The following is a 23,852-nucleotide window of genomic DNA, read 5'->3' on the forward strand; positions in this document are numbered from 1 at the left end:
TGCAGGCTCGAGCCACGTGGTTGACCTCGGCCGGCACGGTCGCTGCGGCCGGTGCACACCGCGCGCCCACGGGACGGGACGCCACCGGGCCGTCCCCCACGTCGCGCGGGGGCGTGTGACGTGTCGCACGAACGTCATCCACGGCGCCCGCACGGGGGCGCGGCGTGATCCCGCAGCGCTACACGGGGCCGTCGGCGATCGGGGGGTTGCTGGTCGCGTACTCGCTGCTGTGGCTCATCTTCCGGCCCGCGGGCGAACCGCTCGGTCCATACGTCGGTCAGTACGTCGGTGCACTGTCGGTCGTCCTGCTGTCGGCCGCGCTCGTGCTGATCAGCTCCTTGCCGTGGGTCGAGACCTGGTTCGACGGGATCGACAGGGCTGCCATCTGGCACCGTCGGATGGCGATCACCGGCCTCGTCCTGCTGGCCCTCCACATCCCCCTCGCGTCGAGCCCCATCCACTCCCGGTGGGGCGGCACGCTCGGTGCGGTCGCGGCCTGGGGTCTCGTCGCACTCGCGTTGTGGGCGATCCTGCCGCGCTGGCAGTCGGTCGTTCCTCGTCCGCTTCGTGGCCCGATCACGAGCTTGAAGGACGCGCCGGTCATCGCGCAGGTCCGCCGCTTGTTCGGTGGCTACGACCGTTGGCGGCAGGTGCACCGGCTCACCGGCGTACTGGTGGCCGCCGCCTTCCTCCACGGACTCCTCGACGGATCCCCGTTCCCCAAGTCCGCCGTGCTGCGCGGGTCCTACGTCGTGGCGGGAGGCCTCGGGCTCGCGTTCTACGTCTATCGGGAGCTGTTGGCGCCGTTCGTGCGTTCACTGCACGACTACGAGGTCGAGTCCGTGACACGCGTCGCCGACGACCTCGTCGAGATCCGCCTCCGTCCACTGGGGAAGCCGATGAACTTCGTCCCCGGACAGTTCGCGCTCGTCTACCTCGAGGCCAAGGACGGGTGGCATCGACACCCGTTCACCCTCGCCAGCGCGCCGGACGAGCAGCACGTGCGATTCACCGTCAAGGGTCTCGGCGACTACACCCGCTCGATCTCCGAGCTCCTCGAACCGGGCATGCCCGCCGTCATCGGCGGGCCGCACGGACGCTTCCACCACTCGAAGGGCACCGACCGGCAGGTGTGGATCGCGGGCGGCGTCGGCGTCGCGCCCTTCCTCAGCTGGGTGCGCGCACTCGACGACGGTCCGCCGCACGGCGAGGTCGACCTCTACTACGCCTACACCGGCAGTCCCGCCGCCTTCGCGGGCGAGCTGGCCGCGGGGGTCGCCGAGTTCGAGCAGGTCCGACTGCACCTGGTCGACTCCGCGGTGGACGGACGCCTGACCGCCCAGCGAATCCTGGACGCCGTGACCGAACCCCAGCGACTCTCCGCCTTCCTCTGCGGGCCCGAGGCGATGCTGCGCGACCTCCAGCGGGGTATGCGGGCCGGAGGGGTCAAGGCGCGCAACATCCACCGTGAGTACTTCGACTGGCGCTGAGGCCGACGCCCGCGAGACCACGTTGTCTCCGCCGACGACTCATGCCCGGGGTTCGACCTGCCGCAGCGCGTCCGCGACGTCGACAGCAAGACGGGGCGGGTGCGGGATCGGACACGTCATGCCGCTCTGCCGTCTCCGCCGTCACCGTCCAAGAGCCCGAGGACGTTGGTGAGGACCTCGACGAATCGGTCCGGGTCCGCGATCAACCACCCGTGATCGCCCTCGACCGTGACGGCGTGCGGCCGGCCGAGTGCCTCGATGAGGGACTCGTTGCAGGCCCGGGGAACCACCCTGTCCTCGCGTCCCCACAGCACGGCGACCGGCGTGCGACGCCGCTTGATCTGCTCGAGCTCGCGCGCGAGGTCCGCACGCATCGCGAGTCGGCCGATCCGCAGGGCAGTCCGGGGCCGCATCAACGCGTGCCTGAGCGCGTCAGCGGCGATCACGGGAAGGACGCGGGTGACTCCGCGCACCGACAACAGGTCCGTGCCCAGATGCACGCCCCAGTCCACGACGGGACGCTGCGAGATACGCCTGCCCCGGGCTTCGCTGGACCAGACGGCTCCCCCGATGGAGTTCACCAGGACGAGGCGACCCACCCGGTCAGCGAAGTCGTGGGTCGTCTTGATCGCGACCGCGCCGCCGAAGGAATGGCCGACCAGCGTCACGGGTCCCTGCACGCCGACGACGTCGAGGAATGCGACCACCCAGGCCGCGTAGCCCTCGAGGGACAACTCTGCAGGAGGCAGGTCGGCGGTGCCCCCGAATCCCGGGAGCGCGGGCGTCAACACCTCGTAGCCGCGGTGCGCCAGCATCTCGACGCTACGTCGGTAGGTGTGGTCGGACAGTGCCCAGCCGTGGAGGAACACCACCGTGGCCTCGGTCGACGTGGCGGCGGGTGTCGCCTCTCCGTAGCTCGCGCGGCGACCGGCGACCGTGATGGTGCGCCAGCGCATGCCCGACCACCTCCTGGTTCACCGTGCGTCTGCTGATCTCATCCTCGAGGCACATCGCCGCCAGGATCATGGTCCGCAGTCCTCATTTCTCGGGACCTTGGGCAACGGCAGTCGCGACGCGCCCCCAAGACCGTTCCCCACGAGGAGACTCCGATCGGCCCCATGCGTGATGCGCTGGCGACTGCTGTGACTGCCGTTGACTGCTCGCCCACCCGCTGCATCGCCCCGGGGGCTGGCCGTCAAGACCCGGTCGGTGCGAACCAATCCCGGTCGTCGTGTGCCGAGAGCATGGCGAGGAACTCGGCCCGGTCGAGGGTGCCCACACCTTCGGGAGCGACGCCGAGGAGCGGCACACCGGTCACCCGGGGCAGGTCGTCGCGGTTGCAGCGTTCGGCCACTCCAGGATCGGTCGGCCAGGCACCGACGACGAGCCCGGCGGGCTCGAAGCCGCGGGCTCGTAAGGCGTTGACGGTGAGCTCGGTGTGGTTCAGGGTGCCGAGGCCGGGGGCCGTCACGACCACGAACGCGACGTCGATCTCGTGTCCGCAGAGGGCGTCGGCGAGGTCGAGCAGCGTCCCGCCGTCGGTGTCGAGGCGGACCAGCAGACCGCCGGCTCCCTCGACGACGACGAGGTCGTGCGTCTGAGTGAGGACACGGATCGGGTCGGCGTACGTCGCCACGGGAGGAATCGTGACGCCGGCGCGGCGGGCCGCTGTGTCGGGTGCGAGCGGCTCGTCGAGGCGGGTGAGCTCGTGGGTCTCGACGCCGGTCAGCCGGTGCACCTCGTCCGCGTCGGAGTCGCCGTCCGCGACCCCGGTCTGGGTCGGCTTCACCATGGTCACCCGCTCGCCGCGGCCGAGCGCCTGCGCGACCAGGGCGGCCGTCACGACGGTCTTGCCGATGCCCGTGGTCGTCCCGGTGACGATCAGGACCTGGCCGGCCCTGCCAGCCCCGCTGTTCATCGGCGCCCCGCCTCGCGGGCGCGGCGGACCGCGGCGTCGAGGACCTTGGTGGCGCGTTCCCAGTCATCGTCGGCGACTCCCCCGCTGGCGGTGATCCGCAGCCGGGAGATGCCGTCCGGGACCGACGGCGGTCGGAAGCAACCGACGCGGACGCCCTCGGCCAGGACCTCGGCCTGCGTGGCGACGGCGACGGCTGGGGACGGCATCGGCACGGACAGAACGGCACCTGCCGGGCGAGGCACCTCGAGCCGCTCGGCCAGCGCCGCGATGCGGGTGTGGATCGTCGCCGCCAACTCGGGGCGTGCCCGGGCGATCCGCGCCGCGGCGAGGGCGGCCGCGGTCGCGGCCGGGGCCAGGCCGGTGTCGAAGATGAAGGGGCGGGCGCGGTTGACCAGGTGGTCGACGAGGTCGGGCGGGCCGAGCACCGCGCCGCCCTGGCTGCCGAGGCTCTTGGACAGCGTCGCGGTCACGACGACGTTCGGATGGCTGGCGAGGCCACGGGCGTGGACGAGTCCGGCGCCGTGGACCCCGAGGCCGTGGGCCTCGTCGACGACGAGCCAGGCACCGTGCTCCGCGCAGGCCCGCGCCAGCGGGACGAGCGGTGCCTCGTCGCCGAGGACGGAGTAGATCGACTCGGCGAGCACGAGGGTGCGGCGGCCGGGGTTCGAAGCCAGGGCAGCGCGGACCGCCGCCACGTCGTTGTGCGGCACCACCGTCAGCTGTGCTCGGGAGAGCCGGACGGCATCGACGAGGGAGGCGTGGATGTGGGCGTCGGAGATGACGTGGGCGTCGCGGTCGGCGAGCGCACTGACCAGGGAGACATTGGCGTGGTAGCCGGTGGAGAAGAGCAGCGCGGCCGGCTGGCCGAGCCAGTCGGCGAGCTCGCGCTCGAGCTCGGTGTGCAGGGTCAGCGTCCCGGTGACGAGGCGGGACGCGCCGGCTCCACCGCCCCAGACCAAGGCGGCCTCCGCGGCGGCGTGACGGACGTCGGGGTGCCGGCTCAGCCCGAGGTAGTCGTTGCCGGCCAGGTCGGTGATCGCGTCGTCGGGACCCCGCGGGTGCAGTGCGCGGGTCAGGCCGGCGGCCGCACGGGTCGCGGCCTGCTCGGCCAGCCAGTCAGGCCACATGGTCACGCCACCTCGACCGCTCGTGCGATCGCCCGGCAGATCCGAGCGGCGTCCGCATCGCCGGTCGCATACGGCGGCATCGTGTAGATCAGGTCGCGGAACGGGCGCAGCCAGACACCCTCTTCGAGGGCGGCATCCGTGGCCTTGGGGACGTCGACCGGGTGGTCGAGCTGGACGACGCCGACCGCGCCGAGGGTGCGCACGTCGACGATGCCTGCAGCGGTGCGCAGCGGCTCGAGCCCGCTGGTCAGCGCAGCGTTGAGGCGGCGTACGTCGCCCTGCCAGTCGCGCTTCTCGAGCAGGTCGAGGCTGGCGAGCGCGATCGCGCAGGCCAGGGGGTTGCCCATGAACGTGGGCCCGTGCATGAGGACGCCGGACTCGCTGGCCGAGATGCCGCGGGCGACCGCGCCGGTGGTCAGGACGGCCGCAAGCGTCAGGTAGCCGCCGGTCAGAGCCTTGCCCAGGCACAGGATGTCGGGGACCACGCGCTCGCTGACGAACAGGTCGCCGGTGCGGCCGAAACCGGTGGCGATCTCGTCGAAGACCAGCACCAGGCCGTGCTCGTCGGCGACCTCACGCAGCACCCGCAGGCACCGCTCGTCGTAGACGTGCATGCCGCCGGCGCCCTGCAGCAGCGGCTCGACGATGATCCCGGCCAGGCTCGGATCGGTCGCGGCCCGGCGTACGCCCTCGGCCCATCCGTCCACGTCGCCACCGGGTGCCGGCGGCCGGTCGACGAAGACCTGCTGGGTCAGCACGCCGGTGAACATCGCGTGCATGCCGCCGACGGGGTCGCACACGCTCATGCAGCCGAAGGTGTCGCCGTGGTAGCCGCCGCGCACGGTCAGCAGGCGGGTCCGCTCGGGGCGACCGACGCCGCGCTGGTGCTGCAGCACCATCTTGATCGCGACCTCGACGCTGACCGAGCCCGAGTCGGCCAGGAAGACGTGCTGCAGCGGCTCCGGCGTGATCGCGACCAGTCGCTCGGCCAACCGGATCGCCGGCTCGTGGGTCAGCCCCCCGAACATGACGTGGCTCATCTGCTGCGACTGCTCGACCAGCGCCGCGTCGAGCTCGGGCACCCGGTAGCCGTGGATCGCCGACCACCACGACGACATCCCGTCGACCACCTGCGACCCGTCGCCGAGGGTCAGTCGTACGCCGTCCGCGCCGGTCACCAACCGGACCGGTGCCGGGTCGGTCATCGAGGTGTAGGGGTGCCAGAGGTGCTCGCGGTCGAAGGCGAGCAGCTCGTCGGCGGTGCCCGCCGGTGGCGCAGCGCTCATGCGTTCGCCGGTGCCTCGGTGCCTGCCCCGCGGTGCCGGATCGCCAGGTCATGGTGGGCCTCGTGCCCGTGTTCGTGGGTCTCGGCGGGCTCGGCTGCCGGGTCCAGCGCGTCCTCGGCGCCGAGGATCACGAAGCCGCTGTCGCGGAGCATCTCGATGTCGGCCTGGGCGTCCTGCCCCTCGGAGGTGAGGTAGTCGCCGAGGAAGATCGAGTTCGCGACCTGGAGGCCGAGCGCCTGCAGGGTGCGCAGGTGCATCTCGCGGCCGCCGGCGATCCTGATCTCGGCGTCGGGGCAGACGAACCGCGCCATCGCCAGGATCTTGACGGCCCGGATCGGGGTCAGCTCCCAGGTGTTCTCGTACGGCGTCCCGTCGAAGGGCATCAGGAAGTTCACCGGGATCGAGTCCGCGTCCAGGGCCTTGAGGGCGAAGAGCGCCTCGACCAGCTGCTCGTCACTCTCGCCCAGGCCGGCGATCAGGCCCGAGCACGGAGAGAGCCCCGCGGACTTGGCCTTGCCGATCGTCTCGACCCGGTCGTCGTAGGTGTGGGTCTGGACGATGTTGTCGTGGTGGGACTCGGCGGTGTTGATGTTGTGGTTGTAGGCGTCGACACCGGCCGCCTTGAGCCGCTCGGCCTGTCCGTCCTTGAGCAGACCGAGGCAGGCACAGACCTCGACGTCGGGGTGCTCGCCCTTGAGGGCCTCGGTCATCGCGGCGACCTTGTCGATGTCGCGGTCGGACGGGCCACGCCCCGAAGAGACCATGCAGACCCGGGTCGCGCCACCGCGCAGGCCGGCGCCCGCCTGCTTGAGCGCATCGTCGGTCGAGAGCCAGGAGTACTTCAGGATCGGCGCCTTGGAGCCGAGCGCCTGGCTGCAGTAGTTGCAGTTCTCCGGGCACAACCCGGACTTCAGATTGACCAGGTAGTTGACCTTCACGGTGTTGCCGAAGTGCTCCCGGCGCAGTCGGCCGGCCGCCGCAACAACGTGCATGAGCTCGGCGTCGTCGGCTCGGAGGACGGCCAGCGCGTCCTGCTCGGTCGCGGCCCCACCGCTCAGGATGCGGTCGGCCAGGTCGTCGAAGTGCGCGGTCATCGGTCTCCTCAGAAGAGCTGAACGCCGTTCAGGTGAACGACGTTCAGGTTAGGGATGTCGATGCGCGCTGGCAACAGGCGTCTCGAGGATCGACCGACGGCTCGCCCCGTTTGACCATGCTCGACCGTGTGTCGCGGTGTCGGCCGTCACCAGGGCGCTGCGATGGTCGAGGTGCCGGCCTCGAGCGGCAGTCGTAGTGCCCTGACCGCGAATGAGATGGCGTGATACCACCCGCAGATCAGCACCACTTCCAGAGCAGCGTCCTCGTCGCAGACAGCCACCAGGTTCGACCAGGTGTCGTCGGAGAGGTCGGAAGTGGCGTGGAGCTCGTCCACGGCCGCGATCACGGCACGGTCCTCTGGAGCCCAGCACTCGTCCGCGGGGCCGCCGGTCGCGAGCGAGGCGAGCTGCTCGGCATCGAGCCCCGCCTTCTCGGCAAAGGCGGCGACGTGCACGCCCCACTCGTAGTCGGCCCCGCAGAGGACGGTCGTCCTGTCGATCACCAACTCACGCTGGCGCAGCGTGAGCGCCGCGCGCGACGAGAAGTAGTACCGGCCCCAGTCGGCGATGCCGTGGGCGAGCGCGGGCCGTCGTGCCCACACCCGGAACAGCTGGATCGGGGGCCCGAGGCGTGCGAGCGCCGCGGTCGCGTCCTCGTCGTACGGCGGGCTGAGGGGCGTCATGCGCGGCTGCTTCGATTTCAGAGGCATAGAAGACAGGCTAGACTCAGTGCTTCGGAAAGGGAAGCATCATGACGAGAAGTACGCCCCTGCCGGGCCGAGGAGTGCGTGGCTCGGAGAGTGGCCATCCGATCATGGCGCTGCTCGACCTCCTCGGCAGGCGCTGGACGTTGCGCGTTCTCTGGGAGCTGCGCGACGACTCCAGGCCCACCTTCCGCGAACTCCAGCAACGATGCGACCGCGCGTCCTCCAGCATCTTGGCCACCCGGCTCCGCGAGCTCGGAGAGGCCGACCTCGTCGAACACGCCGGCGACGGCTACCGACTCACGGAGCAAGGCGTCGCCTTGATCGAGCACCTGGGACGGCTCGACGGATGGGCCAGCACATGGCAGCCCAAGTCAGTCACCTCATAAGAGCGCTGCGACCACACGCAAGCAGACCGCCGCATCCCTACGACCTGCGTCACTCGCCGCGATCCGGCGCGACCGGATCTGGCGATGAGCGGACCGCAGTGAGGCCGCCTTCAGGACTCTTCAGCGGGCGTTGGAGGTTCCGCCTGGCCTCGGCGAGGAGACGTTCGACCACGGCGAACGGCACCGTTCCCGGGTGGTGCGCGATGAACTCGAAGCTGCCGCCGTCATTCCAGAACGCCTCGAAGACGGGCCTCATTCGGGCGAACCGAGATCGGTCAGTTCACTGCGCGCTCGGACGCGCACTCTCGTGTCGCGAATCGAGCACCCGTTATGGCAGTCGATGTGCGTTCGTCGCGAGCGGCGAGGGCCGTCATCCCATGTGGTGCTCGCCCCCCCCGGGACGGGCCGAGCACCGCCCACGGGTCCCGGTGGACGATGGACCCCTGTGGCGGGTGAGTCGGGAGTGCGCTGTGGAACAGCCTGCACCCAGGCGGCAAAGGCTTCGACACCGTCCACCACCGCCTCGAATCGCGGGGAGTGGAAGAGGTCGAAGGAGTGCTGCCCGCCGGGTAGTTCGGCGTAGACCACGGCGTTGGCGGACGTGTGGCGCAGCCGGTCGGCGAAGCTGCGGGCGGCCTCGACGGTCGCCAGGGCGTCCTTGGTGCCGTGTGCGATCAGGAATGGCGGCGCACCGGGGTGGAGGTAGGCCCATGGTTGATTCGGTGACGGCGCCTGGTCGGGCGTCTCGCCGAAGTAGTGGCCGTAGTAGCCGTACAGGCAGATCGCGGCGGTGACCGAGGTGTCGGCGGACTCGAATCCGGGCTGGAACGCCGCGTCGTTCGGGGTGAGCGCACACAGGGCGGCCAGGTTGGAGCCGGCGGAACTGCCTGCCACGAACAGCCTCGACGCATCGGCGCCATAGCCGGGGGCGTGCTCGCGGGCCCAGGCGATGACCTTCTTGGCGTCGATCTGGTGGCCGGGGAAAGAGGTCTGGGGCCGCAGCCGGTAGTTGGCGCTGATGCACACCCATCCCTGGCTGGCGAGCTGGTACAGCAGGGGCCGTGCCTCGCGGTTCTTCGCTCCGCTGGTGTAGCTGCCGCCGTGGAAGTAGATGAGGACCGGCCCGCCCTGCGGTGCGTCGCGGCGGCGGTAGACGTCGAGCAGGTTGCGGCGCCCGGCATCGCCGTAGCGGAGGTTGGGGATCCGCTCCACGTCACGGCGCCGCATGAGGCCGGGGAGCAGCAGGATGCGTGCCCACGGTCGACGGCGGCGCAGCGCCACGTGGACATGCTCCCGCCAGTCGGCCCCCAGCCCCTGCTCGAGCGCCTGCCCGACCACCTGGTCTGTCCGCACGCCCCGCCAGGCGGACACGGCCAGCCCGGCGGCGGTGACGGCACCCACTGCGGCCGTCGCCTTGGCGCCCGGTGACTCCAGATCGCCCTGGGCCGCAGCCAGCGCGGTGGAGCCCACCAACATGTAGAGGCCCAGGAACGGCACCTCGTTGAGGGTCAGGCCGAACCAGAAGCTCATGCGCCCCAGCCGCCGGGGCCGGCGCGGCGCGACAACGGCGAAGAAGGTGCCCCCGGCCAGCAACGCCGTCGACGCCACGTACCCCAGCGGGATGGTCAAGATCGAACCCCCGTCAACTCCTGGAACCTGCCCCGAGAACAGTGCTCACGAGGGCGAACACTGTCACAGGAAAGCCCGATCATGCCGCTAGTTGATCGCAGCGAATGGCGCGTAGCGGCCATCCGCACCTGCCTCGACCGGAGCGCGGATCTGTCGAGTTGAGGTCGTTCCCGAGAAGGACTGTTCGGCGGCACCTGTGCCGCGTGGGATGGTCGTGTCAAACGGGCCAGTCGACGGGACGGAGCATCGCGATGACACACATTTCTGGGGAGGTCACGATCGATGCGCCGGTCGAGGAGGTGTTCGACCTGGTCGCTGACGAGCGGAACGAGCCGAGGTACAACCCCCGGATCGTTCATGCCGAAAAGCTGGGCGAGGGACCGGTCGGCAGGGGTTCACGCTTCGTAGCCAAGCCCAAGGGCATGGGCTCGAAGGGCGAGATGACCCTCGAGGTCCTCGAGTACGAAAGACCGCATCGGCTTCACAACGTCGTTCGCTCCTCGTACATGGAGGTCGAGGGCACCCTGACCTTCGAGGAAACAGATGGCGGGACACGACTGCGATGGGACTGGGACATGGGTCTGGTCGGACCCATGAAGGTGATGTCGCCGGTGCTCGCCCTCATCGGTCCGCGGTGGGAGCGTCGCAACTGGGTGGGCCTCAAGCAGTACGTCGAGTCCGGACGGCGCTGAGCGCCGGCGCGCCCTTCTGAGAGTCGCGGTCGAGCCAGGCTCAGTACCTCAGGGTCCGGGCCACTTCCCGCGCCTGCCCGCGGCGAGTTGGACGCCTCCTCTGCGAGCTGGCGACGGTCTCATAGAACGCACTCATCTGCCGCGACCCGAGCGGATCTGCCGATGAGCGATGGTTCCAGCACGCTGTCCCGTCAGGTCCCGCGAACACCAGGGCTGGCGTTGCGAGCAACGCGCTTCAGTCGTGATGGCACACGGCGCCACACGATCCTGCTCACCAGCGCAGGAACTTGCCACACGATGAAGCACGGGGTGGCGATCCACAGTGCAAAGTAGATGCTGTCGGTCCAGGACACTCCGTTGACCAGATACGCGGTATCCGGGTCGTGTTCGGCCTTGACTCCTAGGTTGAGGAAGATGCCTGTCCAGAGGGCGACTGCTACGAGCCATAGCGTCAACAAGGTCAGGATCTCTTGCCTCATGGTGACCTCGTCGCGGGCGTAGAGAGCGCCCATGGCCAGGCCGCCAGCGACGACGTACGTGGCGACGATGACGAAGAACGCCAGCCCCTCGAAGTCATCGATGCCCCACGGTGCCGCGAGCAGTAGAAGCCACATCGCACCGACGACGACCAGGCTGACCAGCATCAGACGATCGACTCGCGGCGCGGTGCGTGCGGTGGGGAGTGACTCATCGTGCACAGGCGGATCATGCCCGAACGTGCTCCGGCCCGCGTACGGAACTCTCCACTAGAACTCCTGCGGGAGGGTGACAGCACCGTCCTCACCGACATACCGGAATCTGCCGGGACCCGCTCGGTCCGAAGGTGCGTCTTTCCGCCGCGTCCGATAGGGGTTGTCAGAAGAGAGCCTCCCACCACGTGGGCGTCAGTTGGGCGTGGCGTACGGCGAGCATCGTCTCGATCGTCCACGTGCCGTCGTCGAAGACCGGTTCCTGGCCGGTGCTGCTCACCTGCGGCGGTGTCGGACGGTCCGGGTCGGGCGTCGTGGCACCGGCCGCACCGCACAGGGCGGGCAGCGCGAGAACGGTGAGGGCGGCGAGCGTCGTGAGGGCGCGGCGAAGCGTACGAGTGATCATGATGGGTCCTTTGCTCAAGCACCCGGATGGGTGCGATTCCTGGGATTCCCGAGATCTCGAGGCCGGCCTTGCAGAGTTGTCGCACGAGCGGCCGCCTGGGATGACAGGCCACCGGACTCTTTTCCGGGGCAAGATTTGTCTTCCGGCTCTGTCAACCGGTGGTCGTTCTTGATCGACTGCTTAACGTGACCAGCGATGCGGAGTTCGCCGTCGCACGCGACGCGAAGGAGCAGCACGAGGACGTCGTCCCGCTCGATCTGGCCGGCGTTGAGTCGTTCGAGGCCTTCTACGCGCGCGAGCTGAACGGCCTTGTCGCGCTCGCGCACGTCCTCACCGGCTCACATGCTCTTGCCGAGGAGATCGCCCAGGAGGCGATGATCGTCACCTACCGCCGCTGGGACGACGTCTGTGCGAAGGCCAGCCCCCTTGCGTGGGTGCGACGCGTGTGCGCGAACCTGGCGACGTCTGTGGTACGTCGCAGGATCATCGAGGCCCGGGTCCTCCTTCGTGTGCGGAACGCCGAGCGTGCTGTGACCGAGCTCGACTCGGGCCCGGGTGAGTTCTGGGCCGCCGTACGCCGTCTCCCCAGTCGCCAGGCGCAGGCGATCGCCCTGTTCTACCTGTACGGGTGCTCCATCGAGGACACCGCCGAAGCGATGGGATGCTCGGCCGGGTCGGTGAAGACGCACCTGTCGCGGGGACGCGCGGCAATGGCACCACGTCTGAAGGGAGCGTCATGACCAGGTTCGACGAGATCGCGGCCGCTGCGGCATCGAACGCCCACGCCAGCAGCGCGCAAGTGGACGCCCACGCGAGCTTCCCCACCTTCCAGCGTGCCGTCGAACGCCGCCGACGTGGCCGCGTGCTCGCCAGCGTGGCAGCGGCTGCTCTCGCGGTCGGAGCGATCCTCTGGGCGGTCCAGGTGCCCGACGCACGGCGCGCCGAACCGGTCGATCCCGTGCCCTCACCCCGGACGGCGCTCGGCAGCCTGCACGCAGGGTCGGCGAACCTCACCGTGCCCGTGGGCTACACCGCCTGCCCCTGCCTCAGCCGCCTGGCATCGACCGCCGGCGACGTCGCCAGGTTCGTCCGTGAGGATGATGGCGGTATCACGATCTTCGAGAACGCGATCCCTGTCCGGGACAGGGCAGGACACCGTGACCCGACCGCCGGCACCGACGCACAGTCGATGGCCCGATGGTTGGCCAACCGGCCGTTCCTCGTCGACACCCACATCGTCCCTGTCACGGTCGGTGGACGGCCCGGCTGGCGCGTCGAGAGCAGGGTCGTGGGCAAGCTGGACGGCAGAAGCACGACCACCCGCATCATCCCGATGGGGCGCGTCCTTCGCACCGCGAACGGCTTCGCCCAGTACGGACCCGGTTCCCACGGCGACATGACCTTCGTCGACGTACCGGGTGCCGGCGTGACCGCCATATGGTCATGGAACAGCGACGCCCCGGCGCCGGACCCCGCTCGGCGCGCCTGGGTCACCGGTCTCCACTTCGGCGACTGACCGGCGCATTCAGAGGCGACGACGTCGAGCCGACCTGCCAAGTAGGACACCTACGAGTGAGGCCGCCCCAGCAAGATTCGCCTTGAACCTCTGCCTCCCGGGGGTGCGTCCCCTCGCCGCGTGAACGGCTCGGCGTTCGACGGGGGTTCCTCATCACTCATGCGGAGCGGCCTCGCCGTGGGGGACCTGACGCCCAGGCAGACACGTCTGCTGGAGGAGCGAAACCGCCTCGCGCTGCTCCGTCCCGCGCACTCACGCACCCGCGCTCGCCGCTGCTGGCCACTCGGGCCGACAGCCGGAGGACTCGCGCGAGGCAGGAGGGCCCCGTGCGCTCAGGCGGCGTGCTGGTTGAGCCTCGCGAGCAGGCCCGCCAGCGTCTCCGCCTCGTCGGCGGTCCAGCCGACCAGGGCCGCCTCGAGCGCGTCGGAAGCTGCCTCGGCGCCCGCGTCGTGGATCCGTCGTCCCATCGACGTCGGGACGACCGCGGTCGGCACCAGTCCGTGGGCGCCGGGGTCGGAGAGGTCGTTGATCGGGACGACGAGTCCGAGCTGCTGAAGATCCAGCACGGCCCGCGTGACCGCGTCCTGCTCCAGCTCCAAGCGCTGGGCGACGTCGGCCGGGTAGGCGCGCCGCTCGGTGACCACGAGCCCGAGGACCTCGAGGGCGGTCTGGCTGAGGTCGAGGTGGACCGCCGGGTCGGCGGTCCGTAGCAGGGCCAGGGTGCTCCGGACCAGTGCTCGCAGCTCCTGGCGGAGCTGCTGAACGGTGACCTCGGGGGTGGCCCCGAGGGCTCCGTGACGGGCGGAGTGGGCAAGTGCCGCTGTACGCATGAGGCGCTCCGTTTGCTCGTCTGAGAGACGAGTATATCCGGATTTAGTTGATAGTATCAACCAAATGTGACCTGGGCTACGTCCCGCCGCCCGCGTCGTTCGCCTGGGCCGACAGCTCCTCGATCCGCGCGAGCCTCGGGTCGCGAACACCCGCGGTGTCGGTCAGCCAGAACGCCTCGGGATAGACGAGTCGGCCCACCATCCACGGCTCGTGCGACGTCAGGACCGCCACCTGGAAGGCGCGCTCGGGGATCCGGGCCGAGGGCGGATCGAAGCCCTGCGACCCGCCGGAGACGAAGCCACGGGCGCCGTAGTAGTCCCAACCGCCCTCGAGGAACACCGCCGGCCATCCCTGGTCGTCACCGAACGCCAGCGCCGCCGCGACCAGCGCCGTGCCGACACCACGGCGCTGGTGGCCCGGGTGCACCGAGAGGGGCGAGAGCACCAGCACCTCGACGAGCGCCTGGCGGGCGTCGACCCAGCCGCGGGACAGCCCGACGTGGCCGACGAGCTCGTCCTCGTGCAGCGCCACCAGGCCGACCCGCGCCGCGCCGGTGGACTCGAGCGTGCGCATCATGGTCACGACGCGCCCCTCTGGCTCCTCCCCGAACGCGGCCGCGGTCACGGCTTCGACGGCTGCGCGGTCGGCGTACGTCGCCTGTCGGATCTGCACGGAGCCGACGCTAGTCCAGGTGGCCGTCCAGGTGGGTGGGCGCGAACATCCGGAGCAGCGCCGGAAGCACCACCACCGCAGGACCAGGCTCGGCGAACGTACGCGCCACGACCTCGCCGACGTTGTCGACCGTCGCCACGTGCGCCGGGACGCCGAACGCCCGTGCGAGCGCCGCGAAGTCGGGACGCGCCAGCTCGGTCGCTGTCGCCTGGCCGAAGGCACCCTCCATGTACTCGCGGAGGATCCCGTAGCCACCGTCGTCGATGATCAGCCAGGTGACGTCGGCGCCGTGCTGGCGCGCGGTGGCGAGCTCGGCGATCGAGTACATGGCGCCGCCGTCGCCCGACACCGCGAGCGTCCGCCGGCCCGATCCGGCGGCAGCCGCCAGGGCGGCGGGGAACGCGAACCCCAGTCCCCCGGCCCCCTGGGCCGAGTGGAACTCGCCGTCCCGCGGGTCCCAGGCCGACCACGCCCAGTACGCGGCGATCGTCATGTCCCAGAAGGTGTGGGCGTCGTCCGGGACCGCATCGCGCAACGCGTGCATCAGCGCCAGCTCCGTCTCCAGGTCCTGCGCTGCCAGCCGTTGCTCTACCCGAGCCCGCAGGTCTGCCGCGACCTGCGCGCCCTGCTCGCGGGCGGCTTCGGATCCCATCGGGAGCCGGTCCGCGATCGCCTCGAGCGTCAGCCCGGCGTCCCCGTGGATGCCGAGGCCCGAGTAGTTGGACCCGAGTGCGCGCGGCTCCGCGTCGACCTGGATCAGCCGCCCCTTCGGCGCGAACGTGAAGTAGTTGCTGGTGACCTCCCCGATCGTGGTGCCGACCGCGAGCAGCACGTCGGCCTCCTCGAGCAGCTCGGTGGTGTAGCGGTCCTCGATCCAGCTGCCCGCCGACAGCGGGTGCCCGAAGGAGATGGCGCCCTTGCCGCCCGCCGTCGAGACGACCGGCGCACCGATCGCCTCCGCGACCCGCAGCAGCTGCTTCGAGCCGGTCTCCGAACGCCGTACGCCGCCGCCCGCGAGGATCACCGGTCGCTCGGCACCGCTCAGCAGCCGGGCGGCCTCCTCGGCCAGCTCGGCACGTGCGGGACGGGCCGGGATGCTCACCACGGTGGAGCTGACCGGCGGCAGAGGCGCTGGCTCCAGCAGGACGTCCTGCGGGATCTCGACCCACGTCGGGCCGGCCGGGACCGTCTGGGCGAAGGCCCATGCGTCCGCGATCGCGGTCGGGATGTGGGCGGCGTCGAGCACGACCGCGGTGCTCTTGACCACGTTCTGCGCGCTCTTCTGCTGGTCGTCCACCTGGTGCAGCAGACCGTTCTTGCGGCCGCCGATGCCGCGTCGCGGCACCTGGCTGCTGATCACCAGCACGGGCACGCCGGTGATGAAGGGCTCCTGGAGCGCGCCGAGCGACGTGAGCGCACCGGGGCCGGTGGAGACGAACATGACCGCGACCTTGCCCGTCACCCGGGCGTAGCCGTCGGCACCGAAGGCCGAGTTGTTCTCGACCCGCGAGCTCATGAACTCGAGGTCGCTGCGGCGGATGGCGTCGAAGAGGCCGAGGGCGTGCTGCCCGGGGATCCCGAAGACGTGGGTGACACCCAGCGAGGTCAGGGTCTCGACGACGACGTCGCCGCCGTTGCGGACGTGCTGTGACATGGGAAGAGTGCTCCAGATCTGAGGGGGTCGGGAGTGGGTCAGGAGTGCACGGGCTGGGCGAGCGCCGCCAGCACGTTGTCGACCGCGGTCATGACGTAGTCGCGGGCCGTGACATCGCTGTAGAAGCCCGCGTGCGGGGTCACGACGATGCGGGGGTGCCGCAGCACGGGGTCGTCCGGGGCCGGCGGCTCCGGGTCGAGCACGTCGAGGAAGGCGCCGCGCAGTCGGCCGATGTCGAGGGCGTCGACGAGCGCGTCCTGGTCGACGAGCTCGCCGCGGGCGACGTTGACGACGACGGCGCCGTACGGCATGAGCCCGATCGCCCGGGCGTTGACCACGTGCCGGGTCTGCGCCGTGGCCGGCGCGTGCAGGCCGAGCACGTCGGCGGCCGAGAAGAGTGCCTCCGGCGTGGTGACCCGCTCGACGCCGGTCGGCCACGACGCCTCGATGACGTATGGGTCGTAGGCGACAACCCGGGCGAACAGCGGCCGGGCCATGACCGCGAGCTCCTGGGCGATACGGCCCATGCCGTACAGGGCCAACGTCAGCTCGCTGATCCGCCGCGGGGCCGGCATCTGCCGGAAGTCCCAGTCCCGGGCCGCGTCGCGACCGGCCGGGATCTCGCGGAGCACCGCCAACATGCCGGCGAGCGCGTGGGTGGCCACCTCCTCGCTGGCCAGCGGCGGCAGCGGCCGTACGTCGACCCCGGCGGACCGAGCCGCGTCGAGGTCGATCTGGTCGAGCCCCACCGTGGTGGTCGCGATCGCCCGGACGTGCGGCAACGCGGCGAGCACCTCGGCGTCGACGGGGACGAAGCTGACGATCAGGGCGTCGGCCTCGGCGGCCCGCTCGACGACCTCGCCGGGATCGGTGGCCTCGAGCACGATCGTCTCGTGCCCGGCGGCATCCAGCCGCTCGAGCCCGGCGGCGAAGTCGAGGCCGCCGGTGTCGGTGACACAGATGAGGGCCATCGTCACAGCACCTTGGAGAGGAACGCCTGCGTGCGGGCGTGCTCGGGGTTGTTGAAGACGTCGGCCGGCGCGCCCTGCTCGACGATGACGCCACCGTCCATGAAGACGACGCGGTCGCACACCTCGCGGGCGAAGCCGATCTCATGGGTGACGACGATCATCGTCATGCCGTCCTGCGCCAGGCCCCTCATGACGTCGAGGACCTCGCCGACCAGCTCGGGGTCGAGCGCGGACGTCGGCTCGTCGAAGAGCATCAGCCGTGGGCGCATGGCGAGCGCGCGGGCGATCGCGACACGCTGCTGCTGGCCGCCCGAGAGCATGCTCGGGTAGTGCCCGGCGCGGTCGGTGAGCCCGACCCGGTCGAGCAGCTCCATCGCCTCGGCGCGGACGTCGCCCTTGGCGCGGCCCTGGACGATGACCGGCGCCTCCATCACGTTCTCGAGGGCGGTCTTGTGCGGGAACAGGTTGAACCGCTGGAACACCATGCCGACGTCGCGCCTGGCCTTGGCGATGTCCTTGCGGTGCAGCTCGTACTTCTTGCCGTGGGCCCGGCGGTAGCCGACGAGGCTCCCGTTGACGCTGATCTCGCCGCCGTCGATCGGCTCGAGGTGGTTGATGCACCGCAGGAAGGTGCTCTTGCCCGACCCGGACGGACCGAGGAGCGAGACGACCTCGCCGGCCTCGACCGTCAGGTCGATCGACTCCAGCACGACGTTGTGGCCGTAGACCTTGCGGACGCCGATGGCCTCCACCATGGGGGTGTTCATCGCTGTGCTCCCTTCCGGGTCCGTCGGGGCCGGCGGCTGGTGGCGGCGCCGCGGCTCATGCGCCGCTCGAGGCGCATCTGGACATAGGTCAGGATCGTGGTGAGCGCGAGGTACCAGATGCTGGCGACCAGCAGCAGCGGGATCTGCTGGAAGTTGCGGCTGTAGATCGCCTGCGCCGTGCCGGTCAGGTCGAGCATGCCCAGCACGACGACCAGCGAGGACTGCTTGAGCATCGTGATGGTCTCGTTGGCCGTCGGCGGGATGATCAGCCGCGACGCCTGCGGCAGGATGATCCTCCGGTAGGACTGCGCCGGGCTCATGCCGAGCGCCTCGGCCGCCTCCGCCTGCCCGGGGTCCACACCGCCGATGCCGGCACGGACGATCTCGGCCATGTAGGCGGCCTCGTTGAGACCGAGGCCGAGGATGGCGGCCATGAACGGCGTGACGACGTCGTTGGTGGACCAGCTGGCGAAGCTCGGGCCGAACGGGATGCCGAGGCTGATCTCCGGGAGCACCGAGGCGAGGAAGTACCAGCCGAGCAGCTGCACCAGGATCGGTGTGCCGCGGAAGAACCAGACGTAGATGCCCGACGTCCACCGCAGGACCGGGTTCTCCGACAGCCGCATGATCGCGAGCAGTGTGCCGAGCCCCGCTCCGACGAGCATCGCCACGACGGTGAGCTTCAGCGTCGTGACGACGCCCCGCAGGACCGAGGTCTCGAAGAGGTAGCCGCGGACCAGGTCCCAGCGCAGCGCGTCGTTGGTGACCAGGAAGCGCACCAGCACCGCGGCGTAGAGCACGATGACGGCGACGGCGACCCAGCGCCAGGGGTGACGGAGCCGGACGATCGGCTCGTCGGCCGGGGTGGTCGTGAGTTCGACGGTCATGTCACTGCCCGGTGTTGAGCGGAGCGCCAGTCAGCGACTGGTCCGCGAGGTTCCACTTGGAGAGGAGCTGCTGGTAGGTGCCGTTCTCCTCGAGCACCTTCAGCGCCGCCTGCACGGCGTCGCGCAGCTGCGGGTCGTCCTTCGGAACCGGGATGCCGACCGGCAGCGTCCCGAACGGCTTGGCGGGGACCTCGAACTTCTCCGGGTCCTGCTTGACGTTGTAGGCGAGCGTGAGGTCGAGCGCGAGGACCGCGTCGGCACGGTCGGACTGCAGCGCCTGGATGGCACTCGCCTGGTCGGGGAAGGGCGCCTTCTTGAGCGCCGGCTTGCCCGCCTTCTGGCACGCAGCCGTCAGGTCGTCGGCGACGAGGTCGCCGGTCGAGCCCTTCTCGACGGCCACGGAGCGCCCGCAGAGGTCGTCCTGTGTCTTCAGGCCCTTCGGGTTGCCCTTGAGGACGAGGAAGGTGACACCCGAGCTGAGGTAGTCGACGAAGTCGACGCTCGCCTGGCGCTCCTTCTTGTCGATCATCGAGGTGAGGCCGAGGTCGAACCGGTGCGCGGTGAGACCGGCGATGATCCCGTCGAAGTTCGTGTTCGAGAACTCGAACTCCACCCCGAGGACCTCGCCCAGTGCCTTGCCGAGGTCGGCGTCGAAGCCGAGCACGGTCTTGTTGTCGGACGCGAAGTACTCCATCGGCGGGAAGCTGACGCCGGAGGCGACCTTGACGACGCCGGCCTGCTTGATGTCGGCGGGCAGCTTGCTCGCCGCGGCCTGGTCGACGGTCTGGGCGGCCGTCGTGGCCTTCGGGTCACCGGCACCGGCGGTGCCGGCGTCGGGGGCGGCGCACGCCGACGCGGCGAGTGCGACGGCGGCCGAGACGGCGGCCAGCGAGATGGTGCTGATCCTCATGGTCCTGCTCCAGTGTGTTCGGGAACGGCGATGAGCAGAGAACGTAGTGTGCGTCACACTCGGGCGTTAGTGTCTGACGAGCACAATGCGGACCACCGATTGTGCATCTGCTTCACACTCGAGGGAGACCGATGTACGACGACCTGGGTCTCGCCGTCCCGCTCAGCGAGGTCATGGCCGACGCCGACCTCGGCCTCGAGCAGGTCGGCGGCCCCACCGACGACGTGCTCGTCCACTCCGTCGGCACCACCGAGCTGAGCGACCCGGCGCCGTACGTCATGCCCGGCGAGCTGCTGCTCACCTCCGGCATGGGCCTGCCCGCCGGCCGAGCGCAGCTCGGCGTCTACGTCGCCCGGCTCGCCGAGGTCGGGATCGCCGCCATCGGCATCGGCATCCAGCCTGTCCTCGACGAGGTGCCGCCACAGCTCGTGCACGCCTGCGAGCAGCACGGCCTGCGACTGCTGCGGCTCCCACCCCGGACGCCGTTCGCCGCCGTCAGCCAGTCGTTCTCGCACGCCATGGCCAGGCGCGCGCAGGGCGAGTTCGAGCGCGAGGCCCAGGCCCAGGGCGCCCTGGTGGGGGCCGCCGGCGGCGCCGACCCGATCCGCGGCATCGTGCGGCAGCTCGCGCGCTGGATCGACTCCTCGGTCGTGCTGATGGACCCCGAGGGCAACCAGCTGGCCGTCGGCGGGCGGGCACAGCCCGCGCCCGTCCTGCAGATCATGCGTGAGCATGCGGCGACGCTTCAGCACGCCGACAGCGACCACGCAGCCGCTGCAGCGTTCGGCACCCGGCTCCACGTGCGGCTGCACGCCGTCCCGACAGGGTCGGCAGCGGGCTCACGGCTCATCCTCGGGGTCGCCGGCGGCGAGGCGCCGACACTCTCCCAGCGACGTACGATCGCGAGCTGCCTGTGGCTGCTCGCCGTGCTCGTGAGCCCGCGCTACACCCTCGACGCGCGGGTCGAGGGCATCGGCGCCCTGGTGCGTCTGCTCAGCGGGACCGCGGGCGCGGACCTCGACGCGATGCTCCGACGGGGAGCCGGAGCCGCGGGCGAGCACTGGGTCGTCGTACGCGGCCGGACGGCGGTGCTGGCCCATTCACCACGCGCCCGGGACACCTCCGTGGACGTCGCCACGCTCCGCACGCTCCTCCGCACGCCCTACCTCGACGTGCGCGGCAACCAGCTGACGGCGCTGATCCCCTGCCGGGCCGACACTCCGCCGACGCCGCCCGCCGACGCCGACCGGCTCGGCTGGATCCTGGGCTACAGCGCGCCGACGTCGTTCGACGCCCTCTCCGGGGCGCGCGCACAGGCAGACCGGGCCCTGACGAAGGCGATCAGCCGGGACCAGCCGGCCCACGTGCACCGTGAGGCGCGGATGACGCTCGACGCCCTCGCCGACGCCGCCGAGCGGCCGGCGTTCGCGCGGAGCGTGCTCGCGCCGCTCGGTGACCCCGAGGTCGAACCGGCGCGGTCGTTGATCAGCACCCTCCACCTCTGGCTCGGGAGTCACGGCAGCTCGGACCGGACGGCGCGCGCCCTCGAGATCCACCGGAACACCGTCAGGAACCGGCTCGCGCAGCTCTCCGCCGCTCTGGAGGTCGACCTCGACGACCCGGACACCCGGGCGACGCTGTGGCTCGCGACGTCGTGGCTCGGCTCCCCCGGCGGCAGCTGAGCGGGTCTCAGAGCGGGTCGATGCGGTCGACCGCCAGTCCCACGACCGGCTCGGCCGCGGTCCGCCCGGTCGCGAAGGCGCGTCACTCCGCCGCATGTCCGACCGAGACGGCCGCGATGACGTCGAAGCGTCACTGGGAAGCCTCTCCGGGCGGGGGCGGTGGTCCTATCGGGGTGGGAGCGGATCGCCGTTGCGGTGGTACATGAAGCAGACTCCGTCTACGCGGCCCTGATAGAAGTCCTCCTTGGACTGCCAGACTGCGGTCACGTCGGCACCGGCCAGTGATGCGGGAACGGCAGGTCCGCATTCCGCGTTCGCCTCGGCTCGCAGCTCTGCCGCGCTCGGGTAGGACGCGAGGCTGGCCAGTGAGGCGATCGTCCCGCTCTGCTCATAGGCGTGGGGGCGGTCGCAGCGGACGAACGGCTGGTCCTTCGTCGGTGGCTGGGCGAGGCAGGCCCAAAACTCAGGCGCCGGGTTGGCGCCGGTGTTGAGCAGGGAGGTCTTGATGGTCCGGGCGCTGTCGGGGTCGCTGGACGGTCGCCACTGGGCAGGGAGGTAGGCGTCGCAACGCATCCAGGTGGCGCCCTCGGCGATCTGGGCCTCGCTCGGCAGGTAGATGGCGTATTCGTTCGGAATCCAGTGGCTCTGGTCGCGGTTCAGATACTCGCCGACCGTGATGGCGCAGGTGACCGCTCGGCCCTCCGCCTCCTGCTGGGTCGGCTTGTCGACGTTGAAGGTCGCCACCGTTTCGGTGGTGTGCGGCTGACTGCAGGGCACCTCTTCGGATGCGTCACTCGAGAAGCGTTGGTCGACCGCGAGCCGCGGTGGCACGGCCCAGCAGGTGCCGCGTGGAGGTGCGGGCACGGCGCCGGCGTCACCGTTCGCGGTCTCGGTCGGATGTGGCGCCGGAGTCGGTGAGTTTCGGTTCGCCCCGCGGTCAAGAACCGCGAGCCCGGCGACGAGGGCGACGACGAGTCCGGCCGCACCCACGGCGGTTGCGATGCGGCGACGCTGTCGGGTGACGGCGATCCGCTGGTGCACCTCGCCGAGCCGCTCGAAGGTTCGGTCGTCCAGGTCCGAGGCACGCTCGGCGAGGAACCTCAGGTCCGGCCCGTTCATGACAGGTTCCCCTCATCCGAGACGGCAGCCAGGGAGGAGTCCAGCCTGAGCTTGGTCAACGCTTTGGAGCACTGGCTCTTCACCGTGCCCACCGAGCAGCCGAGCAGGGTCGCGGTCTCGGACTCGGTGCGGTCCTCGACGTAGCGGAGCACGACGGCTGCCCGCTGCCGGCGCGGCAGGCGCCCCAGCGCGGTCCACAGGTCCTGCTGCGCCGCGACCCCCTCGACCAACGCGTCCGGCGAGGTCGGAGTGTGGGCCAACGGGTCCTCGGTCGGAGTCTCGCGCACCCACCTTCGGCGCCACCACGACGTCGCTGTTGTGACCATGATCCGGCGGACGTAGGCCTCCGGGTCCTCGATCCGTCGCCAGGCGAACCATGCTTTCGTCAGGGCGGTCTGCACCAGGTCCTCCGCCAGGCCGGCGTCCTGCACCAGTAGGTAGGCCGAGCGGGTCAGTGCTTGGGAGCGTGCGACGACGAAGTCGTCGAACTCCGCCTCGTCCGCCATAGGACCACGACCCTCGGGCATTGGCGCCAGCATCCGCCGGCATCGTCACCAAGACGCGCCGAGTCAGCGAAATGGTTGCCTCATCTCATCGTCGACTCTTTTGCCGAACTTCGGCACAGGCACGGGCAACCGTTTCCGCGCGCCGATGCGTCTTGGTAGCGATGCAGCCGTTGTGGCCGCCATCACCCGCCGGGAAGCAACGATCTCCCCAAGTCACCGAGGAAGGGTGGTCGACATGGTCTTCATCCTGGTCATCGCCGGCATCATCGTGGTTGCTGCGGCTGTGTACGCGTTCTGGCCGCACGACGCCGGCGTCGTCGACACGGACGTTCGCCTGGCCAAGCGCCGCGACGTCGGACGCGGCGACTACTACCGCGGCTGACCCCAGCTCGCCGGCATTCAGCCGGCTGACGACCGGCTCAATCGCCGGTGCGCCGTACGGGCCGCCGTCATCGACGCAACCAACCGTTCAACACAGCAGCCTCGGCGCCGTGCTGCCGCACGGCTCACCCCAAGGACCAGCACGAACCCGCTCGGGCCGTCTCGTGCTGCGTCACCTGATGATCCGTCAGGCCCTACCCGCCTGAAGGCCTCACAGCGGCACCAAGGACCCGTGGTTCCTGCGAGGTCCTGGGACGCACACCCGCGCGCCCAAGCCCGGACGCGCCAGCAAAGGAACCGTCATGCCCGAAAACACCCTCATCCGCCTCGTGGTCGCCGCCCTCACTGCGTTCGCGCTCTCCCCGCTGGGAACCGCGCATGGGTCAGAGCCGTTCGGCCCCACACCCCCGCAGCCCGCCAACACTGGCCAGGGGCCGGTGTTCGACGAGGGCACCTGGACCATCGAGACGATGCTCGCAGCCCGACACGACCAGCTCACGGCAACGTGGTGGGAGAGCCTGTTCTGAACTCC

Annotated in this window: 27 protein-coding genes; 8 read left to right on the forward strand and 19 right to left on the reverse strand. The window is 70.5% G+C overall.

Translation table 11 applies throughout. The features are described 5' to 3' along the window. The first annotated feature begins 164 nt into the window (after positions 1 to 164). The gene (locus ABD205_RS20425) at positions 165 to 1,490 is read left to right on the forward strand and encodes a ferredoxin reductase family protein (protein ID WP_344048077.1); all 1,326 of its coding nucleotides are present in this window, start codon (positions 165 to 167) and stop codon (positions 1,488 to 1,490) included. A gap of 116 nt (positions 1,491 to 1,606) precedes the next feature. Here ABD205_RS20425 and ABD205_RS20430 read toward each other — a convergent pair whose 3' ends face one another. The 6 genes from ABD205_RS20430 to ABD205_RS20455 form a co-directional block, all read right to left on the reverse strand. Continuing rightward, complete coding sequence (locus ABD205_RS20430; RefSeq protein ID WP_344048079.1) at positions 1,607 to 2,446, reverse strand: alpha/beta fold hydrolase; 840 nt, start codon at positions 2,444 to 2,446, stop codon at positions 1,607 to 1,609. A gap of 239 nt (positions 2,447 to 2,685) precedes the next feature. Next, positions 2,686 to 3,408 carry a dethiobiotin synthase gene (gene bioD / locus ABD205_RS20435; protein WP_344048081.1) on the reverse strand — a complete coding sequence of 241 codons (723 nt, stop codon included), beginning with the start codon at positions 3,406 to 3,408 and terminating at the stop codon, positions 2,686 to 2,688. After that, on the reverse strand, positions 3,405 to 4,535 hold the full coding sequence (locus tag ABD205_RS20440; RefSeq protein ID WP_344048083.1) for an 8-amino-7-oxononanoate synthase: 1,131 nt from the start codon (positions 4,533 to 4,535) through the stop codon (positions 3,405 to 3,407). The genes bioD and ABD205_RS20440 overlap by 4 nt, the downstream gene beginning before the upstream one ends. Before the next feature lie 2 nt (positions 4,536 to 4,537). Beyond that, positions 4,538 to 5,821, reverse strand: coding sequence for an adenosylmethionine--8-amino-7-oxononanoate transaminase (locus tag ABD205_RS20445; RefSeq protein ID WP_344048085.1), 1,284 nt, complete (start codon positions 5,819 to 5,821; stop codon positions 4,538 to 4,540). Continuing rightward, complete coding sequence (gene bioB / locus ABD205_RS20450) at positions 5,818 to 6,915, reverse strand: biotin synthase BioB (RefSeq protein WP_344048086.1); 1,098 nt, start codon at positions 6,913 to 6,915, stop codon at positions 5,818 to 5,820. Before bioB ends, ABD205_RS20445 begins: the two co-directional genes overlap by 4 nt. A 146-nt stretch (positions 6,916 to 7,061) precedes the next feature. Next, positions 7,062 to 7,598, reverse strand: coding sequence for a carboxymuconolactone decarboxylase family protein (locus ABD205_RS20455; protein WP_344048088.1), 537 nt, complete (start codon positions 7,596 to 7,598; stop codon positions 7,062 to 7,064). Positions 7,599 to 7,729: 131 nt separating this feature from the next. On the opposite strand from ABD205_RS20455, the gene ABD205_RS20460 reads away from it, so the two are divergent. Further along, positions 7,730 to 8,008 carry a winged helix-turn-helix transcriptional regulator gene (locus ABD205_RS20460; RefSeq protein ID WP_344048090.1) on the forward strand — a complete coding sequence of 93 codons (279 nt, stop codon included), beginning with the start codon at positions 7,730 to 7,732 and terminating at the stop codon, positions 8,006 to 8,008. Between the two features lie 49 nt (positions 8,009 to 8,057). Here the strand turns inward: ABD205_RS20460 and ABD205_RS20465 are convergent, their stop codons facing one another. Next, positions 8,058 to 8,264, reverse strand: coding sequence for a hypothetical protein (locus ABD205_RS20465; protein ID WP_344048092.1), 207 nt, complete (start codon positions 8,262 to 8,264; stop codon positions 8,058 to 8,060). Next, positions 8,261 to 9,637 (reverse strand): alpha/beta hydrolase, encoded by a 1,377-nt coding sequence (locus tag ABD205_RS20470; protein ID WP_344048094.1) that lies wholly within the window; start codon positions 9,635 to 9,637, stop codon positions 8,261 to 8,263. The genes ABD205_RS20465 and ABD205_RS20470 overlap by 4 nt, the downstream gene beginning before the upstream one ends. A gap of 251 nt (positions 9,638 to 9,888) precedes the next feature. Between ABD205_RS20470 and ABD205_RS20475 the strand changes: the two genes are divergently transcribed. Beyond that, positions 9,889 to 10,329, forward strand: coding sequence for an SRPBCC family protein (locus tag ABD205_RS20475; protein ID WP_344048096.1), 441 nt, complete (start codon positions 9,889 to 9,891; stop codon positions 10,327 to 10,329). A gap of 191 nt (positions 10,330 to 10,520) precedes the next feature. On the opposite strand, the gene ABD205_RS20480 is transcribed toward ABD205_RS20475, so the two are convergent. Beyond that, the gene (locus ABD205_RS20480) at positions 10,521 to 10,973 is read right to left on the reverse strand and encodes a hypothetical protein (RefSeq protein WP_344048098.1); all 453 of its coding nucleotides are present in this window, start codon (positions 10,971 to 10,973) and stop codon (positions 10,521 to 10,523) included. Positions 10,974 to 11,184: 211 nt separating this feature from the next. Next, on the reverse strand, positions 11,185 to 11,424 hold the full coding sequence (locus tag ABD205_RS20485) for a hypothetical protein (RefSeq protein WP_344048100.1): 240 nt from the start codon (positions 11,422 to 11,424) through the stop codon (positions 11,185 to 11,187). Positions 11,425 to 11,609: 185 nt separating this feature from the next. Here ABD205_RS20485 and ABD205_RS20490 point away from each other — a divergent pair, with 185 nt between their 5' ends. Both ABD205_RS20490 and ABD205_RS20495 read left to right on the forward strand, forming a co-directional pair. After that, on the forward strand, positions 11,610 to 12,164 hold the full coding sequence (locus ABD205_RS20490; RefSeq protein WP_344048102.1) for a SigE family RNA polymerase sigma factor: 555 nt from the start codon (positions 11,610 to 11,612) through the stop codon (positions 12,162 to 12,164). Beyond that, a complete protein-coding gene (locus ABD205_RS20495; RefSeq protein ID WP_344048104.1) occupies positions 12,161 to 12,940 on the forward strand; it encodes a hypothetical protein in 780 nt (259 codons plus the stop codon). The genes ABD205_RS20490 and ABD205_RS20495 overlap by 4 nt, the downstream gene beginning before the upstream one ends. A gap of 332 nt (positions 12,941 to 13,272) precedes the next feature. On the opposite strand, the gene ABD205_RS20500 is transcribed toward ABD205_RS20495, so the two are convergent. The 7 genes from ABD205_RS20500 to ABD205_RS20530 form a co-directional block, all read right to left on the reverse strand. Further along, the gene (locus tag ABD205_RS20500) at positions 13,273 to 13,770 is read right to left on the reverse strand and encodes a MarR family winged helix-turn-helix transcriptional regulator (protein ID WP_344048106.1); all 498 of its coding nucleotides are present in this window, start codon (positions 13,768 to 13,770) and stop codon (positions 13,273 to 13,275) included. A gap of 76 nt (positions 13,771 to 13,846) precedes the next feature. Continuing rightward, complete coding sequence (locus tag ABD205_RS20505) at positions 13,847 to 14,443, reverse strand: GNAT family N-acetyltransferase (protein WP_344048107.1); 597 nt, start codon at positions 14,441 to 14,443, stop codon at positions 13,847 to 13,849. Between the two features lie 10 nt (positions 14,444 to 14,453). Next, entirely contained in the window at positions 14,454 to 16,097 is a 1,644-nt protein-coding gene (locus ABD205_RS20510) for a thiamine pyrophosphate-binding protein (protein ID WP_344048109.1), read from the reverse strand. 38 nt (positions 16,098 to 16,135) lie between these two features. Continuing rightward, a complete protein-coding gene (locus tag ABD205_RS20515; protein WP_344048111.1) occupies positions 16,136 to 17,068 on the reverse strand; it encodes an NAD(P)-dependent oxidoreductase in 933 nt (310 codons plus the stop codon). 2 nt (positions 17,069 to 17,070) lie between these two features. Then, positions 17,071 to 17,835 (reverse strand): amino acid ABC transporter ATP-binding protein, encoded by a 765-nt coding sequence (locus ABD205_RS20520; RefSeq protein WP_344048113.1) that lies wholly within the window; start codon positions 17,833 to 17,835, stop codon positions 17,071 to 17,073. Beyond that, positions 17,832 to 18,722: an amino acid ABC transporter permease gene (locus ABD205_RS20525; protein WP_344048114.1), complete on the reverse strand. Its 891-nt coding sequence runs from the start codon at positions 18,720 to 18,722 to the stop codon at positions 17,832 to 17,834. The genes ABD205_RS20520 and ABD205_RS20525 overlap by 4 nt, the downstream gene beginning before the upstream one ends. Position 18,723: 1 nt before the next feature. After that, positions 18,724 to 19,632: an ABC transporter substrate-binding protein gene (locus ABD205_RS20530; RefSeq protein ID WP_344048116.1), complete on the reverse strand. Its 909-nt coding sequence runs from the start codon at positions 19,630 to 19,632 to the stop codon at positions 18,724 to 18,726. A gap of 131 nt (positions 19,633 to 19,763) precedes the next feature. Between ABD205_RS20530 and ABD205_RS20535 the strand changes: the two genes are divergently transcribed. Next, the gene (locus tag ABD205_RS20535) at positions 19,764 to 21,314 is read left to right on the forward strand and encodes a PucR family transcriptional regulator (RefSeq protein WP_344048118.1); all 1,551 of its coding nucleotides are present in this window, start codon (positions 19,764 to 19,766) and stop codon (positions 21,312 to 21,314) included. A gap of 165 nt (positions 21,315 to 21,479) precedes the next feature. Here ABD205_RS20535 and ABD205_RS20540 read toward each other — a convergent pair whose 3' ends face one another. Both ABD205_RS20540 and ABD205_RS20545 read right to left on the reverse strand, forming a co-directional pair. After that, a complete protein-coding gene (locus ABD205_RS20540) occupies positions 21,480 to 22,433 on the reverse strand; it encodes a septum formation family protein (RefSeq protein ID WP_344048120.1) in 954 nt (317 codons plus the stop codon). Continuing rightward, complete coding sequence (locus ABD205_RS20545) at positions 22,430 to 22,939, reverse strand: SigE family RNA polymerase sigma factor (protein WP_344048122.1); 510 nt, start codon at positions 22,937 to 22,939, stop codon at positions 22,430 to 22,432. Before ABD205_RS20545 ends, ABD205_RS20540 begins: the two co-directional genes overlap by 4 nt. A gap of 235 nt (positions 22,940 to 23,174) precedes the next feature. Between ABD205_RS20545 and ABD205_RS20550 the strand changes: the two genes are divergently transcribed. Both ABD205_RS20550 and ABD205_RS20555 read left to right on the forward strand, forming a co-directional pair. Beyond that, positions 23,175 to 23,321: a hypothetical protein gene (locus tag ABD205_RS20550; protein ID WP_344048124.1), complete on the forward strand. Its 147-nt coding sequence runs from the start codon at positions 23,175 to 23,177 to the stop codon at positions 23,319 to 23,321. A 301-nt stretch (positions 23,322 to 23,622) separates the two neighbouring features. After that, entirely contained in the window at positions 23,623 to 23,847 is a 225-nt protein-coding gene (locus ABD205_RS20555; protein WP_344048126.1) for a hypothetical protein, read from the forward strand. Positions 23,848 to 23,852: the final 5 nt, after the last annotated feature.

The organism is Nocardioides panacihumi, from assembly GCF_039530925.1.
GTDB classification, from domain to species: Bacteria; Actinomycetota; Actinomycetes; order Propionibacteriales; family Nocardioidaceae; genus Nocardioides; species Nocardioides panacihumi.

What these genes read in the sequence shown, in the direction of transcription:
- ABD205_RS20430 (WP_344048079.1), bottom strand. Translation starts at nt 2,446, where the DNA reads ATGCGCTGGCGCACCATCACGGTCGCCGGTCGCCGCGCGAGCTACGGA.
- bioD (WP_344048081.1), bottom strand. Translation starts at nt 3,408, where the DNA reads ATGAACAGCGGGGCTGGCAGGGCCGGCCAGGTCCTGATCGTCACCGGG.
- ABD205_RS20440 (WP_344048083.1), bottom strand. Translation starts at nt 4,535, where the DNA reads ATGTGGCCTGACTGGCTGGCCGAGCAGGCCGCGACCCGTGCGGCCGCC.
- ABD205_RS20445 (WP_344048085.1), bottom strand. Translation starts at nt 5,821, where the DNA reads ATGAGCGCTGCGCCACCGGCGGGCACCGCCGACGAGCTGCTCGCCTTC.
- bioB (WP_344048086.1), bottom strand. Translation starts at nt 6,915, where the DNA reads ATGACCGCGCACTTCGACGACCTGGCCGACCGCATCCTGAGCGGTGGG.
- ABD205_RS20455 (WP_344048088.1), bottom strand. Translation starts at nt 7,598, where the DNA reads ATGACGCCCCTCAGCCCGCCGTACGACGAGGACGCGACCGCGGCGCTC.
- ABD205_RS20460 (WP_344048090.1), top strand. Translation starts at nt 7,730, where the DNA reads ATGGCGCTGCTCGACCTCCTCGGCAGGCGCTGGACGTTGCGCGTTCTC.
- ABD205_RS20465 (WP_344048092.1), bottom strand. Translation starts at nt 8,264, where the DNA reads ATGAGGCCCGTCTTCGAGGCGTTCTGGAATGACGGCGGCAGCTTCGAG.
- ABD205_RS20475 (WP_344048096.1), top strand. Translation starts at nt 9,889, where the DNA reads ATGACACACATTTCTGGGGAGGTCACGATCGATGCGCCGGTCGAGGAG.
- ABD205_RS20480 (WP_344048098.1), bottom strand. Translation starts at nt 10,973, where the DNA reads ATGCTGGTCAGCCTGGTCGTCGTCGGTGCGATGTGGCTTCTACTGCTC.
- ABD205_RS20485 (WP_344048100.1), bottom strand. Translation starts at nt 11,424, where the DNA reads ATGATCACTCGTACGCTTCGCCGCGCCCTCACGACGCTCGCCGCCCTC.
- ABD205_RS20495 (WP_344048104.1), top strand. Translation starts at nt 12,161, where the DNA reads ATGACCAGGTTCGACGAGATCGCGGCCGCTGCGGCATCGAACGCCCAC.
- ABD205_RS20500 (WP_344048106.1), bottom strand. Translation starts at nt 13,770, where the DNA reads ATGCGTACAGCGGCACTTGCCCACTCCGCCCGTCACGGAGCCCTCGGG.
- ABD205_RS20510 (WP_344048109.1), bottom strand. Translation starts at nt 16,097, where the DNA reads ATGTCACAGCACGTCCGCAACGGCGGCGACGTCGTCGTCGAGACCCTG.
- ABD205_RS20515 (WP_344048111.1), bottom strand. Translation starts at nt 17,068, where the DNA reads ATGGCCCTCATCTGTGTCACCGACACCGGCGGCCTCGACTTCGCCGCC.
- ABD205_RS20520 (WP_344048113.1), bottom strand. Translation starts at nt 17,835, where the DNA reads ATGAACACCCCCATGGTGGAGGCCATCGGCGTCCGCAAGGTCTACGGC.
- ABD205_RS20525 (WP_344048114.1), bottom strand. Translation starts at nt 18,722, where the DNA reads ATGACCGTCGAACTCACGACCACCCCGGCCGACGAGCCGATCGTCCGG.
- ABD205_RS20530 (WP_344048116.1), bottom strand. Translation starts at nt 19,632, where the DNA reads ATGAGGATCAGCACCATCTCGCTGGCCGCCGTCTCGGCCGCCGTCGCA.
- ABD205_RS20535 (WP_344048118.1), top strand. Translation starts at nt 19,764, where the DNA reads ATGTACGACGACCTGGGTCTCGCCGTCCCGCTCAGCGAGGTCATGGCC.
- ABD205_RS20540 (WP_344048120.1), bottom strand. Translation starts at nt 22,433, where the DNA reads ATGAACGGGCCGGACCTGAGGTTCCTCGCCGAGCGTGCCTCGGACCTG.
- ABD205_RS20545 (WP_344048122.1), bottom strand. Translation starts at nt 22,939, where the DNA reads ATGGCGGACGAGGCGGAGTTCGACGACTTCGTCGTCGCACGCTCCCAA.
- ABD205_RS20550 (WP_344048124.1), top strand. Translation starts at nt 23,175, where the DNA reads ATGGTCTTCATCCTGGTCATCGCCGGCATCATCGTGGTTGCTGCGGCT.
- ABD205_RS20555 (WP_344048126.1), top strand. Translation starts at nt 23,623, where the DNA reads ATGCCCGAAAACACCCTCATCCGCCTCGTGGTCGCCGCCCTCACTGCG.